This is a genomic window from Luteibacter sp. 621, assembly GCF_050435445.1.
Lineage (GTDB): Bacteria > Pseudomonadota > Gammaproteobacteria > Xanthomonadales > Rhodanobacteraceae > Luteibacter.
This window is the reverse complement of sequence record NZ_JBNDKI010000005.1, coordinates 24,804-39,974: the sequence shown is the minus strand read 5'-3', so window position 1 is coordinate 39,974 and position 15,171 is coordinate 24,804. Positions and strand designations below refer to the sequence as shown.

The 15,171-nt window shown below is 65.8% G+C and carries 13 protein-coding genes; 7 read left to right on the top strand and 6 right to left on the bottom strand.

Features of this window, described 5'->3' with window-relative positions:
* The first annotated feature begins 4 nt into the window (after window positions 1-4).
* From ABIE56_RS07715 to ABIE56_RS07685, 7 genes are all read left to right on the top strand, one after another.
* Entirely contained in the window at window positions 5-1,102 is a 1,098-nt protein-coding gene (locus ABIE56_RS07715) for an acetylornithine deacetylase (RefSeq protein ID WP_429243227.1), read from the top strand.
* Window positions 1,092-2,405, top strand: a complete 1,314-nt coding sequence (locus tag ABIE56_RS07710; protein WP_429243226.1) for an acetylglutamate kinase — start codon at window positions 1,092-1,094, stop codon at window positions 2,403-2,405. Before ABIE56_RS07715 ends, ABIE56_RS07710 begins: the two co-directional genes overlap by 11 nt.
* 9 nt (window positions 2,406-2,414) lie before the next feature.
* Window positions 2,415-3,362: an N-acetyl-gamma-glutamyl-phosphate reductase gene (argC, locus tag ABIE56_RS07705; protein WP_429243225.1), complete on the top strand. Its 948-nt coding sequence runs from the start codon at window positions 2,415-2,417 to the stop codon at window positions 3,360-3,362.
* Between the two features lie 10 nt (window positions 3,363-3,372).
* Entirely contained in the window at window positions 3,373-4,665 is a 1,293-nt protein-coding gene (locus ABIE56_RS07700; protein WP_429243224.1) for an argininosuccinate lyase, read from the top strand.
* A 119-nt stretch (window positions 4,666-4,784) separates the two neighbouring features.
* Window positions 4,785-5,924 (top strand): glutamate 5-kinase, encoded by a 1,140-nt coding sequence (gene proB / locus ABIE56_RS07695; protein WP_429243223.1) that lies wholly within the window; start codon window positions 4,785-4,787, stop codon window positions 5,922-5,924.
* Window positions 5,921-7,174 (top strand): glutamate-5-semialdehyde dehydrogenase, encoded by a 1,254-nt coding sequence (locus tag ABIE56_RS07690; protein ID WP_429243222.1) that lies wholly within the window; start codon window positions 5,921-5,923, stop codon window positions 7,172-7,174. The genes proB and ABIE56_RS07690 overlap by 4 nt, the downstream gene beginning before the upstream one ends.
* A 193-nt stretch (window positions 7,175-7,367) precedes the next feature.
* Complete coding sequence (locus ABIE56_RS07685) at window positions 7,368-8,687, top strand: MFS transporter (RefSeq protein WP_429243221.1); 1,320 nt, start codon at window positions 7,368-7,370, stop codon at window positions 8,685-8,687.
* A gap of 63 nt (window positions 8,688-8,750) precedes the next feature.
* On the opposite strand, the gene ABIE56_RS07680 is transcribed toward ABIE56_RS07685, so the two are convergent.
* The 6 genes from ABIE56_RS07680 to efpL form a co-directional block, all read right to left on the bottom strand.
* Window positions 8,751-9,452, bottom strand: a complete 702-nt coding sequence (locus tag ABIE56_RS07680) for a hypothetical protein (RefSeq protein WP_429243220.1) — start codon at window positions 9,450-9,452, stop codon at window positions 8,751-8,753.
* A complete protein-coding gene (kynU, locus tag ABIE56_RS07675; RefSeq protein ID WP_429243219.1) occupies window positions 9,449-10,729 on the bottom strand; it encodes a kynureninase in 1,281 nt (426 codons plus the stop codon). The genes ABIE56_RS07680 and kynU overlap by 4 nt, the downstream gene beginning before the upstream one ends.
* 18 nt (window positions 10,730-10,747) lie before the next feature.
* A complete protein-coding gene (locus ABIE56_RS07670; protein WP_429243218.1) occupies window positions 10,748-11,248 on the bottom strand; it encodes a hypothetical protein in 501 nt (166 codons plus the stop codon).
* A gap of 78 nt (window positions 11,249-11,326) precedes the next feature.
* Window positions 11,327-12,352, bottom strand: coding sequence for an amidohydrolase family protein (locus tag ABIE56_RS07665; protein ID WP_429243217.1), 1,026 nt, complete (start codon window positions 12,350-12,352; stop codon window positions 11,327-11,329).
* Between the two features lie 53 nt (window positions 12,353-12,405).
* Entirely contained in the window at window positions 12,406-14,478 is a 2,073-nt protein-coding gene (locus ABIE56_RS07660; RefSeq protein WP_429243216.1) for an FUSC family protein, read from the bottom strand.
* Window positions 14,479-14,593: 115 nt separating this feature from the next.
* Window positions 14,594-15,157, bottom strand: a complete 564-nt coding sequence (gene efpL / locus ABIE56_RS07655; RefSeq protein WP_429243215.1) for an elongation factor P-like protein EfpL — start codon at window positions 15,155-15,157, stop codon at window positions 14,594-14,596.
* Window positions 15,158-15,171 lie beyond the last annotated feature (14 nt).

Sequence of the window (15,171 nt, the reverse complement as noted above, 5' to 3'; positions counted from 1 at the left end):
ACCCATGGATAATCTCCTGAAGGAAACCCTCGACCACCTGCGCGCGCTCGTCTCGTACGACACGCGCAACCCGCCGCGCGAGATCGGCACCGGTGGCATCTTCGATTACCTGCGCGCGAACCTCCCGGGGTTCGACGTGCAGGTCACGGATTTCGGCGCGGGCGCCGTGAACCTTTACGCCGTGCGTGGCACGCCGAAGGTGCTGTTCAACGTGCACCTGGATACCGTGCCGGATTCGCCGCACTGGACGGCGAGCCCGCACGAACTGCGCGTGACCGAGGACCGGGCGATTGGCCTGGGCGCGTGTGACATCAAGGGCGCTGCAGCGGCTCTGGTTGCTGTGGCGAACGCTTCGAACGGCGATATGGCGCTGCTGCTTTCGACCGATGAAGAGGCCAACGATGCACGCTGCATCGATGGCTTCCTCAAGGACAAGCCCGCGTACGATGCCGTCATCGTCGCCGAGCCGACCAAGGGTGAAGCGGTGCTGGCGCACCGTGGCATCCTCTCGGTGCTCATGCAGTTCAAGGGACGTGCCGGCCATGCCTCGGGTGAGCAGAAGCCTTCCGACAGCGCGCTGCACCAGGCCGTGCGCTGGGGGGCGGCTGCGCTGGATCACGTGCAGGCGCTCTCGCATGAACGTTTCGGTGGCCTCACTGGCCTGCGCTTCAACCTCGGCAAGATCGAAGGCGGCATCAAGGCCAACGTGATCGCGCCGACGGCCGAAGTGCGCTTCGGCTTCCGCCCGCTGCCTTCTATGGATGCGGACCAGCTGCTGGAGACCTTCCGCACGCTGGTCGATCCGCAGCCGGTCGAATTTGGCGAAACCTTCCGCGGTGATTCGCTGCCGGCCGGTGATACCGCCACGGCCGAGTCGCGCCGCCTCGCCGCGCGCGATCTTGCCGATGAGCTGGAGATCCCGGTGGGTAACGCCGTGGATTTCTGGACCGAGGCCGCATTGTTCTCCAAGGCGGGGTACACCTGCTTCGTTTATGGTCCCGGCGATATCGCCCAGGCCCATACCGCCGACGAATGGGTCGCGCTTGACCAGCTCGCCCATTACGCCCAGACCATCCACCGGATCGTCGAACGTGGAATCTAAAAACACCCGCAAGACCATCGTCCGCCTGCTCTCCGCCATGGGCAGCGCGCGCGAGATCCAGCAGTACCTCAAGCGCTTCTCCCAGCTCGATGCCGCACGCTTTGCGGTCGTGAAGGTGGGCGGCGCCGTGTTGCGCGATGAACTCGCCGACCTGACGTCGTCGCTCTCGTTCCTGCAGCAGGTGGGCCTGACGCCCATCGTTCTGCATGGCGCCGGCCCGCAGCTCGACGAAGAGCTTGCCGCCGCCGGCATCGAGAAGAAGACGGTGAACGGGTTGCGCGTGACGTCGCCGGAAGCGCTGGCGATCGTTCGCCGCGTGTTCCAGTCGCAGAACCTGCGCCTGGTCGAGGCGCTGCAGGAAGTGGATACCCGGGCCACCTCGGTGCCTTCGGGCGTGTTCACCGCCGATTACCTCGATCCGGACCAGCTGGGCCTGGTCGGCAAGGTGCGCGCGATCAACCTGGCGCCGATCGAGGCCAGCCTGCGCGCCGGCTCCATTCCGGTCATCGCGAGCCTGGGCGAAACCGATTCAGGGCAGATCCTCAACATCAATGCCGATTTCGCCGCCAATGAACTGGTGCGCGTGCTGCAGCCGTACAAGATCGTGTTCCTCACGGGCACGGGCGGCCTGCTCGATGGCGACGGCAACATCATCGATTCGATCAACCTCTCGACCGAATTTGATCACCTCATCCAGCAGCCGTGGCTTCATTCAGGCATGCGCCTGAAGGTGGAGCAGATCAAGGACCTGCTCGACGACCTGCCGCTGACCTCGTCGGTATCGATCACGCGCCCGGCCGACCTGGCCAAGGAACTGTTCACCCACAAGGGCTCGGGCACGCTGGTTCGCCGTGGCGAACGCGTTCTTCGCTTCGAGTCGTGGGAAGGCGTGGACCTGCCACGGATGAAGACGCTGATCGAGTCCAGCTTCGGCCGCACCGTGGTACCGGATTACTTCGAACGGACCAGGGTCTACCGCGTGTACGTGTCGGAAAACTACCGCGCCGCGATGATCCTGACCATGGAAGATGGCTTCGCGTATCTCGACAAGTTCGCCGTACTGGACGATGCGCAGGGTGAAGGCCTGGGCCGCGCTGTGTGGCAGGTGATGCGCGACGAGAACCCGAAGCTGTTCTGGCGCTCGCGCCATGGCAACGTCATCAACCACTTCTATTACGCGGAGTCGGATGGCTGCTACAAGCAGTCGCGCTGGAAGGTGTTCTGGTACGGCCTGGACAACTTCGCCGACATCGAGCGTTGTGTCGCGCATTGCGCGACACGCGTGCCCACTTTGCAGGACTGAACCCAAGCCATGGCCACCAAGACCATCGGTATCGTCGGCGCACGCGGCCATACGGGCGCCGAGCTGATCCGCCTCATCGCCCGTCATCCGTCGCTGGAACTGGCGTTCGTCTCCTCGCGCGAGCTGGACGGCCAGCGCCTGGCCGAGCATAACGACGTGTACAAGGGCGACCTTGCCTACACCAACCTCGACCCGGCCGGCGTAGCAGAGCAGGGCGTGGATGTCGTGATCCTCGCCTTGCCTAACGGTAAGGCCGCGCCGTACGTGGAAGCGATCGACAAGGCGGGTGGTAACACCGTCATCGTCGATCTTTCCGCGGACTACCGCTTCGACGAGCGCTGGTATTACGGCCTGCCCGAGCTGTACCGCGACCGCTGGCGTGGCGAAAATCGCATCAGCAATCCCGGTTGCTATGCCACCGCCATCCAGTGCTCGATCGCACCGATCAAGGACCTGTTGGCCGCGCCACCGGTGTCGTTCGGCGTTTCCGGCTATTCGGGCGCGGGAACCACGCCGTCGGATCGCAACGACCCGGACAAGCTGCGCGATAACCTGATGCCGTACTCGCTCACCGGGCACATGCATGAGAAGGAAGCCAGCCGTCACCTGGGCATGCCGGTGGAGTTCATGCCGCACGTTGCGCCGCATTTCCGTGGCCTGACCGTGACGACGAATCTGTACCTGGCCAAGCAGGCCAGGCGCGAGGACATCGTCCGCCGCTTCGAGGCTCGTTTTGAGAACGAGAAGCTGATCCACGTGGTGGATGAGGCGCCGTGGGTGAGCCAGATCGCGCACAAGCATTATCTCGAAGTGGGCGGCTTTGCCCTGTCGGTCGATGGCCGGCGCGTAGTGGTCGTGGCGACGCTGGATAACCTGCTGAAGGGCGCTGCCACCCAGGCCATGCAGAACGTGAACCGTGCGCTCGGCTTCGACGAGCTCACCGCTATTCCCTTGTAAGGACCCCACGATGACCCAGCCGCTCTGGCAGAAATCCGACACGCAGGTCGACGCAAAGATCATGCGTTTCCTCGCCGGCAACGACGTGGTCCTCGATCGCGAGTTTTTCCTGCACGACATCACCGCCAGCAAGGCGCACGTGGAAGGCCTGGCCAACATTGGCGTGGTATCGGCCGATGAGCGTGATGCGCTGAAGCGCGAGCTCGATGCGCTGGCCGCCGATTTTTCGGCCGGCGCGTTCGTGCTCGACGAGCGCTTCGAGGACGGCCATTCGGCTATCGAGGCGCGCCTGACCGAGCGCCTTGGCGATGCGGGTCGCCGTGTGCATACCGGGCGCAGCCGCAACGACCAGATCCTGGTGGCGACGCGCCTTTGGCTGAAGGAAAAGCTCGCGACGTTGGAAGCGGTGTGCCGCCGTATCGCTGAGGTGTGCCTTGAGCGCGCCGGTGGCGAAGCGGTACCGATGCCGGGCTACACGCATATCCAGCGTGCCGTGGTCTCCTCCACGGGCATGTGGTTCGCTGCCTTCGCGGAAGCCTTCATCGATAACACGCTGCGTGCCCGCCAGGCACTGGATCTGATCGACGCCAACCCGCTGGGTACGGCGGCTGGTTATGGCGTGAACGTGGCGCTGGATCGTGCGCACACCACGCAGGCGCTCGGCTTCGCGCGCATGCAGGTTTCGCCGATCTACGCCCAGCTCTCGCGCGGCAAGTTCGAGATGGCCGCGCTGGACGCCGTAGGCACCGCGCTGCTCGATACCCGCCGTCTGGCGTGGGATCTGTCGCTGTTCACTACGGCCGAGTTCGATTTCGTGAAGCTGCCGGCGGAATACACCACCGGTTCGTCGATCATGCCGAACAAGCGCAACCCCGATGTGGTGGAACTGCTGCGCGCCAGCTACGCCAGCGTCGCCGCTGCACGCACCGAGATCGAGCAGCTGCTGTCGTTGCCCTCGGGCTACCAGCGCGACCTGCAGTTCTCCAAGGGTTCGCTGTTCCATGGTTTCTCCATGGGCCTGGGCGCGCTGGAACTGCTGCCGGACATGCTGGCTCGCTTCGAGTGGAAGGCCGACAAGATGCGTGCGGCGATTGAGCCGGCGATGTACGCGACGGACGTGGCGATCGAGCAGGCCGTGGCCGGCGTCCCGTTCCGCGACGCCTACCGCGCCGCGGCCGAGACCGCCGCTTCCGCCGGTGAAGGCCGCTCGCCCGAGTCCAGCCTGGCCGCGCGCACCTCGCCCGGCGCAGGCCATGACCTGATGCTCGACATACTGCGCAAGAGGCTTGAGACGCTAGGGTGACCCTGTAGGAGCGCGCTTGCGCGCGATGGCTGCTCGCCGCAACGCCCATCGCGCGTTTACCCCCTCTTCGGGGGCAAGCGCGCTCCTACACAAAGCCCAGCTTCGTACTCGGAGGCACGATGTCACCCGGTTTCACCGAACAGGCACTCCCCGACTGGCACCGCGCCGTCCTCAAGGTCGGCAGCAGCCTGCTTACCACGCCAGAGGGTGCGCTTACCGGCGCCCACGCCGACGCGTTAGCCGCGTTCGTGACGGCCAGCCGCGATGCGGGCAGGGAAGTGGTGATCGTGTCGTCGGGCGCCGTGGCTGCCGGTCGAGGACTCGCCCCCGCCCCCACGCGAAGTACAGGTCTCAGCGGCCGCCAGGCGCTCGCGGCACTCGGCCAGACCCGCCTGGTCGGCCTGTGGCAAACCTTCTTCGATGCCCCGGTCGCCCAGGTCCTGCTTACTCACGACGACCTGCGCAACCGTCGCCGTTACCTCAACGCCCGTACCACGCTGCGCGAGCTGCTGGCGCTGGGGGCGATTCCGGTCATCAACGAGAACGATACCGTCGCCGTCGATGAGCTGAAGCTTGGTGATAACGACAATCTCGCGGCGATCGTCGCCGCGCTGGTCGATGCGGATGTGTTGTTCATCGCCTCGGATATCGCAGGGCTCTACACCGCCAATCCGCGCGTCGACCCCGCCGCCGTTCCCGTACCCGAGGTGCTGGAGCTCACGGCGGCGCATCTGGAAAGCGCCGGCGGTGCGGGGACGGCCGCAGGGACGGGCGGCATGCGCACCAAGCTGGAGGCGGCCATGAAGGCCGCGGCCGCCGGCATCGAAACCGTGCTGTTCGACGGCCGGGATACACGGTCCATCGCCCGGCTCGCCGACGGCTTCCTCACCGGTACGCGCCTGCGTGCGCCCCAGTCGCGCCTGGCAGCACGAAAGTACTGGCTACGCCATGCCCCGGCGATGGGGCGGATCAGCGTCGATGGCGGTGCCGTCGAGGCCCTGCGTGGCCGCGGCGCGTCGCTGCTGCCCGGCGGCGTGAGCGATGCCACCGGTGAGTTCGCCCGGGGTGATGTGATCGAGATTGCGGCCGACGGCGTGCCGTTCGCCCGCGGCATCGCCCAATACGCCGCCACCGATGTGCGCCGGATCGCCCGGCGGCACACGCGTGACATCGAGGCCGTGCTGGGCTACAGCTATGGGGAAACCATCGTCCACCGGGATGATCTGGTGGTACTACCCGAACCCGCGAGGCTCCCATGACGAACCTGCGAGACCAGGCCCTGGCCTGCCGCGACGCCGCGCCTGCCATCGCGGCGCTGGATACGGCGGCCAAGCAACGCCTGCTCAACCGCATGGCCGATGCACTGGCGGCCGACACACACCACGTACTTCAAGCCAATGCGCGCGATGTCGAAGCGGCCCGCCATAACGGCACCAGCGCGGCGATGCTGGATCGCCTGCGTCTGGACGAGGGCCGCGTAGCGGGTGTCGTCACCGCCATGCGCCAGGTCGCTGAGCTTCCTGATCCCGTCGGCCTGGTGACCCGCCGCGAGATCCGTCCCAACGGCATCAGCGTGGAGCGCGTACGCATCCCCTTAGGCGTCATCGCCATGATCTACGAGGCGCGGCCGAATGTGACCGCAGACGCCGCCGCGCTTTGCCTGATGGCCGGTAATGCCGCCATCCTGCGTGGCGGTTCCGATGCCATGCACTCCAATCTCGCCATCGCCGCAGCCCTGCGCCGCGCGCTGCGCGACGATGGCCTGCCCGAAGCCGCCATCACCGTCATTGATGACCCGAGCCGCGACGCGATGGTGGAACTGCTCCAGCTCACCGATATCGTCGACCTCGCCATTCCACGCGGTGGAGAAGGGCTTATCCGCTTCGTTGCTGAACACGCCCGCGTACCGGTGATCAAACACTACAAAGGCGTTTGCCACCTGTATGTCGATAAAGAGGCCGATGAAGCCCTCGCGATCGATCTTCTCATCGATGGTAAAACCAGCCGCCCTGGCGTCTGCAACGCCCTCGAAACCCTGCTGGTGCATCACGATATCGCCGCCTCGTTCCTGCCCAAGGCGGTGGCCGCACTGCATGCGCGTGGCGTTACCGTGCGCGGCGACGAGACCTCTCGCGTGCTCGCGCCCGAGGTCGAGGTGGCGACCGACGAGGATTACGCCGCCGAATTCCTCGACCTTGTTATCGCCGTACGCGTGGTTACGGATATCGAAGGAGCCATCACCCACATCCGCCGCTTCGGCTCGGACCACACCGAGGTGATCTCCACCCGCGACATCATCGCCGCCGATCGCTTCGTCAAAGCGTTGCGCTCCGCCGTGGTCATGGTGAACGCCTCATCGCGCTTCAGCGATGGCGGCGAACTCGGGCTGGGCACCGAAATCGGCATCTCCACGACGCGGCTGCATGCGTACGGGCCGATGGGCGCGGAGTCGTTGACGGTGGAGCGGTTTGTGGTGCGGGGGGAAGGGCAGACGCGGCATCGGCTCTAGGTACGTTACGGTCGCGAACAGATCGGCAGCTCGGTGAGCGATTTCGTAGGCACTTGCGTCTAACCGTGTACGCACTGGTGAGGTTGTCGAATCTAAGTCATTGACTTGCATGGGTATGTTTGGGTGCCACGCGTCGCTGGCCATTCGTCGTGTAAGTTCGAACTTCTGTTTCGCGTACCGGTTGCTTGTTTCGATGACATCCCCTGCACCCCATCGCCCGGCGGCCACCGCCGCAGCGACTACGACGAAGAGCCGTCTGAAATCCATCATCGGCGGCTCGACCGGTAACCTGGTTGAATGGTTCGACTGGTACGTCTATGCGGCATTTACGCTGTACTTCGCGCCGCACTTCTTTCCCAAGGGCAACCAGACCGCGCAGCTGTTAAGCGCGGCAGCGGTGTTTGCCGTGGGCTTCGTGATGCGCCCTATCGGCGCGTGGATCATGGGCATCTATGCGGATCGTCGGGGGCGAAAGGCGGGCCTGACATTGTCGGTGACGCTCATGTGCGCCGGCTCGCTCATCATCGCCTGCACCCCGGGTTACGCGGCCATTGGCATGGCGGCACCGGCGCTGTTGGTCATCGCACGCATGATGCAGGGCTTGTCGGTGGGTGGCGAATACGGTGCCAGCGCGACCTATCTCTCGGAGATGGCGGGGAAGGACCGGCGAGGCTTCTTTTCCTCATTCCAGTATGTGACGTTGATCTCCGGGCAGCTCCTGGCCATCTTGCTGCTGGTCGCACTGCAGGGCACGATGACGAAGGACGCCCTGGATGCGTGGGGCTGGCGCATTCCGTTCGCCATTGGCGCCGTCCTCGCGATCGTCGTGTTTCGCATTCGCCGTGGCCTGGCCGAAACCGATAGCTTCAAGAACAGCCAGGGCAAGGATGCGCCAAAATCAGGCTTCGTTGCGTTGTTCAGGCACCACCCCAAGGAGACCATGCTGGTCATGCTCCTTACGGCCGGCGGCACGCTCGCCTTCTACGCCTACTCGATCTACATGCAGAAGTTCTTGGTGAACACCAGTGGCTTCAGCCGGGAGGCCGCGAGCCAGATCAATGCGATCACGCTGTTCGTCTTCATGCTGCTCCAGCCCGTCGCGGGCGCACTTAGCGACCGCGTCGGCCGCAAGCCGCTGATGATCGCCTTCGGTGTGCTTGGCGTCCTGTGCACCTATCCGATCTTCAGCACGCTGGAGACAACCCGCGACCCCGTCGTCGCAGGGCTGCTGGTCATGGCGGCCCTCGTCATCGTGACGGGCTACACCTCGATCAACGCGGTGGTGAAGGCCGAACTATTCCCGGCACACATTCGCGCCCTCGGCGTTGCGCTCCCGTACGCACTCGCCAACACGATCTTCGGCGGTACCGCCGAGTACGTCGCGCTCAGTTTCAAAGGGGCAGGGTGGGAGCAGGGCTTTTACTGGTATGTCACGGTGATGATTGCGTTGTCGCTTATCGTCTACCTTTGCATGCGGGATACGCGGTCGGATAGCCTGATCCTGGAAGACTGACTGCCGACCGGCGGGCGTGCGTCTTCTGGCACGCCTCGCATCGTGTGTATGTCCGCTGCGTGGTCAGGCCAGGTTTGCCAGCCCGCTGCGCAACCGTTCACTCACGGCGCGCGCAGCCATCCAACAACGCTTAAGCGATGCCAGAAACTGCGTTCGATCTACCGCGATCGTCTCCTGCCGCCCACCCTCCTCAGGCCTGAACTCCACCAACAACCGCTCGCCATCAATCCACGACTGCGTCCCGGCAAGGAATTCCGGATCGTCGTATTTCGATGCGCCGACGCCGGGCGGCATCGCGAAGGCGGTACGCCCCTCACGCGGTGCATTGGCCAGCAGGTCCACGGCGACCTCGTACGAACCGTCACCCGCCTCGATCTCCAGCGGCACACGATCAAGCTCACGGCCGAGGAACAGTTCGATGCTGCCGTGGATGGCGACGTGCTTCGCATAGCCATCCATGCGGGCGGCCTTGCTGGTGATCACGCTGCGGAGGTTGGCGATGTAGCGGTCGGTGAGCTCGGGATGGTCGAGCAGCCAGTGACTGCTGACGTCGATCAAGGCTACTCGGTGGCCGTCCGTCGCCGCTTCGAGTCCACGATGGCGCACGCCTTCGGGAAGGTCCGGCAGCTGCACGGGCAGGCCGCCTGCCTTCATGCCGAACAGCGTGCGGCCCGGGACCAGCCGCAGCCAGTGTGTCGTCGCCTGCATGGCGAATCCTTCGCCGCGTTCCACATGCGGCGCAGGGTAGAGATCACCGATGCTCATGCCTGGCTCGCGCGCCAGGCCTCGATCGCCTCCACGGCGCCCAGGCAATCGGTGTAGCGGTTGTACAGCGGCGTGGGAGAGAGGCGGATCACATCAGGCTCGCGCCAGTCACCGATTACACCGTTCTTCTCGAGGTACTCGAACAGCGCGCGGCCCGCCTCGCGGCCGGCACGGACGCGGACGGAAAGCTGAGCGCCGCGCTGGGCGGGATCGTTCGGTGTGACGATATCGAGCGTGTCATCGAGCCGGGAACGGATCAGCCAGTCGAGGTAGGCGGTGAGGCGGCGGCTCTTTTCCACAAGGCGGGGCATACCCGCACGCGTGAACACATCCAGCGACGCGCGCAACGGGGCGAGCGCCAGGATGGGTGGGTTGGAGAGCTGCCAGCCGTCTGCGCCCGGGGTGGCCACGAACTGCGGGCCCATCTGGAAGCGGGTGCTCTTGTCGTGACCCCACCAGCCGGCGAAGCGCGGGACATCGGCGTGGGCGTGGCGTTCGTGCACGAACGCGCCGGCGACGGCACCCGGGCCGGCGTTGAGGTATTTGTACGTGCACCACACGGCGAAGTCGGGGCCGGTCTCGTGCAGCGCCAGGGGCAGGTTGCCGGCGGCATGCGCCAGATCGAAGCCGACCATGCAGCCGGCCGCATGGCCCAGTTCAACGATGCGGGCCAGCTCGAACACCTGGCCAGTGCGGTACTGGATGCCGGGCAGCAGGATTAGCGCCACGCGGTGGCCGTGCTCGGCGATGGCCGTTTCGATGGCCTCCATGGAGAGCGTGCCGCCGGGGCCATCGGGTTGCAGTTCGATCAGGTCGGTCGCCGGATCGAACCCGTGGAAGCGTACCTGCGACTCAAGCGCGTAGCGATCGGTGGGGAACGCGCCGGCCTCCATCAGGATCGCAGGACGCTCCTTCGTGGGGCGGTAGAAACTCACCATCATCAGGTGCAGGTTCACGCCGAGCGTGTTCATCGCGACCACTTCCAGCGGCTTCGCGCCGACCACCTCGGCCATCGCGTCGCGCACATACTCGTGGTAGTGCATCCACGGCGAACGGCCGCGGAAATGGGCCTCTACGGCCAGTTCGGACCAATCGTGCAGTTCGGCCTCGAGTGCGGCGCGCACGCCTTTCGGCTGCAGGCCGAGCGAGTTGCCACAGAAGTACAGCGTGTCGCGGCCGTGGTGCGGTGGAATGTGGAACTCGTCGCGGAAGCGGCGCAGCGGGTCTTCAGCATCCTGGGCTTCGGCCCAGGCGCGCGTGGCTTCAAAACCGTTCATAGCGAAAAACCTGGAAACTTATTGGGGTATGGAGCTGGCGACGTCCGCGCAACCCTTGTCGAACGTTGCGCTGAACTTCGCATCGCCATCGGGTCGTACGCAGCGTAGCTGGATCGCGTAGCCGTTGGCGAAGAAGTAACGCTCGTAGTAATCGAGCTTCGTGGTGCCTTCCTTCGCCGAGTACACGTTCTCCGTCGGCGCCTTGGGCGTACCGGCCGCGTAATCCTTCAGGTTGGTCGCACGGCTGCGCATTTCGCCCGAGAAGGTCTGGAAGGAGCGCAGGTCGGCTGCCTTCTTCAGCGTGATGGTGACGCGGGAGAGCGTGGCATCGGCATGGCTGGAGCCGGGCACCTGGAACACCTGGGTCTCGGTCTCGCCACTGGACTGCATGATCAGCGACCAGGTTTCCGGCACCGTGAAATGGACGACGCCATCGGCCATGGCGACATCGGTCGCGCTGGCGGCCGGTGCGGCCAGGGTGAGGGCAAGCGGAAGGGCGCGCAGCAACTTGCGAAGCATTGGTCGAATTTCCCCCGGGAAGTCCTGCCATTTTGGCATACCCGTTGCGAACCGGCCGCGACGGCGGTGTGCGCCGCGTCACGCCACGGCAGCGACGGGCTGGAAGCGGGCGAGGGGGCAGCCCAGCCATTCGAGTGCGGTGCCATGGAACAGGCGGGCACGGCGGGTCTCATCCAGGCCCAGGGCTTCGATGCCGCTACCGGGCTCCTGCTCGCCCAGCGGGAAGGGGTAATCGGTACCGAGCATCACGCGGTCGGTGCCGACGGTTTCCAGCAGGTAGCGCAATGCCGCGTCATCGTGCACGCAGGAATCGAAATACAGGCGCTTGAAGTATTCGCGCGGGTTGCGGGCGTTATCCGTGGCGACCAGGTCCGGGCGCATGCGGAAGCCGTGCTCGATACGGCCGATGGAATAGGGGAAGCTGCCGCCGCCGTGGGCGAGCATCACCTTTAATTCCGGCAGCCGTTCCAGCACGCCGCCGAAGATGAGCGAGCACGCGGCACGCGATTGCTCGGCAGGCATGCCGACCAGCCACGGTAGCCAGTACTTCGGCATGCTGTCGGTGCCCATCATGTCCCAAGGGTGCACGAGCACCGCCGCGCCCAGGTCCGCGGCCGCTTCAAAGAAGGGGAACAGCTCCGGCGCGTCTAGGTTCCAGTCATTGCAGTGCGAACCGACCTGCACACCCTGCAAACCGAGCTCACCGATGCAGCGCTCCATCTCGCGGATCGCGAGATCGGGCGACTGCAAGGGCACCGTGCCGATGCCGGCGTAGTGACGCGGCCGTGCCTCGCACACCTCGGCCATGCTGTCGTTCAGGTGCGTATGCAGCTCAAGCGCCTGGTAGCCCTTGGCCCAGTAGGAAAACATCACAGGCACCGTGGAAACGACCTGTACGCCCACGCCGAAGCGGGCGTAATCGGCGATCCGGTGATCCATGTCGAAGGCGGATTCCCACACCTCGCGGAAGAACTTCCCGCCGCGATAGATCCGGTGATGGCCGCCAGAATGGGTCATCACGGGAAAACGGTCGTCGCCGAAACGGGACGCCAGATCGGGCCAGTCCCGGGGCAGGATGTGCGCGTGGGTGTCGATCTTGAGCATGGCCCGAGTGTAGGGCCGGCGGCCCCGCAAAGCCTCTGGCGGTGCAGCATGCCCTAAGCGGGCGCCGTACTCCGCCGGTTCACCACGTGCGCGATGGTGTCCACGTTATCGGTCAGCCGGTCGGTGAGGCGGGCGATCACGTCGGCCATTGCCCGATCCTGCGCGCGCGCCAGGGCCTCGACCAGCGCTCGCTGGTGCTCGCGCAGGTTCGGCGGGGTGACCACGGGTTCGGCGTGGGTGAGTGCCTGGCCGAAACGGCGCAGTTCACCGGACGCTTCCCTGATGAAGGGGCCGACGTGCTCCCATTCGGGCGGCACATCGCCCGCTTCGATCAGCGCTTCGAGGGTCATGCCGGTGCGCGCGACGCGGTTACCGTTGGCGTACAGCGTTTCGGCCAGCTCCTGGAGCAGGGCGGGCGTCCCGGGCTCGGCGCGCATGCGGTCCACCGATGCCTGGGCGTTGGTGCGTGCGGTACGCGTGGCACTACGCACTTCCTGGCGCGTGCGCGCATCTGCCGGTGCGACGAGCGCATCGAGGTAATCCGCGTAGGCGCATAGCATCTCCGATAGCGCCGTGCGTGCGCGGTGGCGCTCCCACGATGGCCACAACACATAAGCCAGCAACGCGAGGGCGCTACCCAGCGCGGTGTTCAACACGCGATCGGACATGGCGTTGAAGGGATCCACGCCTTCGAACGAGAGCAGCACCACAACGGTGCCCGTCAGGGCGGCCACGGCGATACCGTAGTGCGCGCCAGCGAGGTAACGGAACGCCACGCACAACACGGTCATGACGGTGAGGTGCGCCCACACCGCATCGGGGGTGAGGCGGAGCAGCAGGGTGGTGAGCATCAGGCCGAGTACCGTGCCCACGACACGCAGCAGGCCGAAGTTGAACGTGGCCGCGAAATCGGGGCGTAGCACGATAGCGGCCGTCATCGGCAGCCAGTAGCCATGCGGCAGCTGGAAGTAGCGTGAGACCACAAAGGCAAGCGTGAGCACCACCGCGCAGCGCACCGCATGGCGGAACGCCACCGATTGCGGCGTAAGGTTGGCGCGGATCGTGGCCAGCGGCGAGGTGCTGCGCAGGGTCTCAGGCAGCGTGGTTTCCTCGCGCTGCGCACGTTCTTCACCGCGGCTGCCCGCCCAGTTGGTGTTGCGCACCACGGCGGCGAGCTGGCCCGACAAGGCCTGGATATGCGCCGTGAGCCCCATGCCTGTCGCGCCAGCGGCGAGCAATGCGCGTTCACTCGCCTGCAGGGTAGCCAGCGCGCGCTGCGCCTTTTCCGGCGGCTCGGCGGCATCCAGGGCAGCCGCGGTGGCGCGCAGCACGCGGGCCGCGTCGGTGCGGAACATCTCGCCCATGCCATCGCGCCGGGTTTCCAGTTCGGCCATGGCGACCAGTTCCAGGCGCACGCGCTCGGCCAGTTCCAGCAGTACGCGGAACGCTTCCATGGCGCGGCCGCGTGCGTGGTGGCGGCCGAGCAGGGTGGTCTGCAGGTCGTTCATGGCCTCGGTGAGGCCCGGCGCCTCGCCTTCGCGCAGCGGTTGCGCGGCCAGATCGGCCAGGCCGCGATAAACGCCGGCCAGCGCGCGCCGCTCCGGCAGGTAGCGTTGCAGCGGCCACGCCGCGACGGAGAACACCGCGAGCAACATGCCGCCCGCGAAGATCGAGGCCCCGCCGCCGAGCGCGCCACGCAGGTCGGTCGGCACGGCCGCACAGATCACGAGCAGCAGCATGCTGGTCATACCGACGCGCGCCAGGTCGGGGCCGAACACCACGAGCAGGCCGCCGAAGAAACCGCACACGATGCAGGCGAAGGCCATGGGCAACACATGGCTGCCGATAAGGAAGCCGACGAGGCCCGCCGCGCCGGCGGAAAGCGCGGCGAGGAACAGGCGGCTCAGGCGTTGCTGGTAGGGACCGGGTTGGTCCGAGAACATGGTATCGAGCGCACCTGCCGCGATGCCGATGCCTGCCTGCGGGTAGCCGGCGTACAGGCCGATGGCGAGGGGCAGGATGACGGCCGCGGTATTGCGCAATGCGACGCGCATGGGGACATCGGGACGCTTCGTCCGGATCAGCGTATCGATGACGCTGGCGCGAAGCGAGTAGCCGTTGCTCATGGTGGCGTGGGGTGGCCCTTCCTGTGGGCTTGTGATTCTGCCTCAATCTTCCTGACTGGACAGCGAGCGAAAGCACGGGGCGGGTGCGTCAACGCGCTCCGCCCCGTGGTGTTCATCAGGCGCGGCCTGAGAATTCGCCGGTGAGGGTGTTCACCGTTACCTTCTCGCCGTTGGTGATGTACTCCGGTACCTGCACTTCAATACCGGTGTTGAGCTTGGCCGGCTTGTTTCGCTTGGTGGCGCTCGAACCCTTCAGCTCGGGCGCGGTATCGACCACGGTCAGCACCACGCTGCTCGGCACCTGCAGGCCGACCGGCGCATCGTCGATCACCTGGATGTAGTAGCCCTCGGCGTCCTCGACGATGTAACTGGCGTTGTCGCCAACGGTGGCCGCGTCCAGGATGTACTGGGTGTAGTCCTCGTCATCCATGAAGACGAAGGCCTCGCCGTCCATGTAGGAGAACTTCGCCTGGCGGCGGGCAAGGTCGACTTCCTTCAGCTCATCGTCGGCACGCACGCTCAGGTCGAACTTGCGGTTGCCCGGGATGGAGTACAGCGTGAAGCGGTAGGTGACGTTGCCGCCACGTGCGCTCGGCGAGCTGCGCTCGATATCGCGCACCTGATACACGGTGCCGTCATTCTCGACGACGTTACCTTTTTTGACTTCGGATGCTTTCATGGCTTCGATGCTGG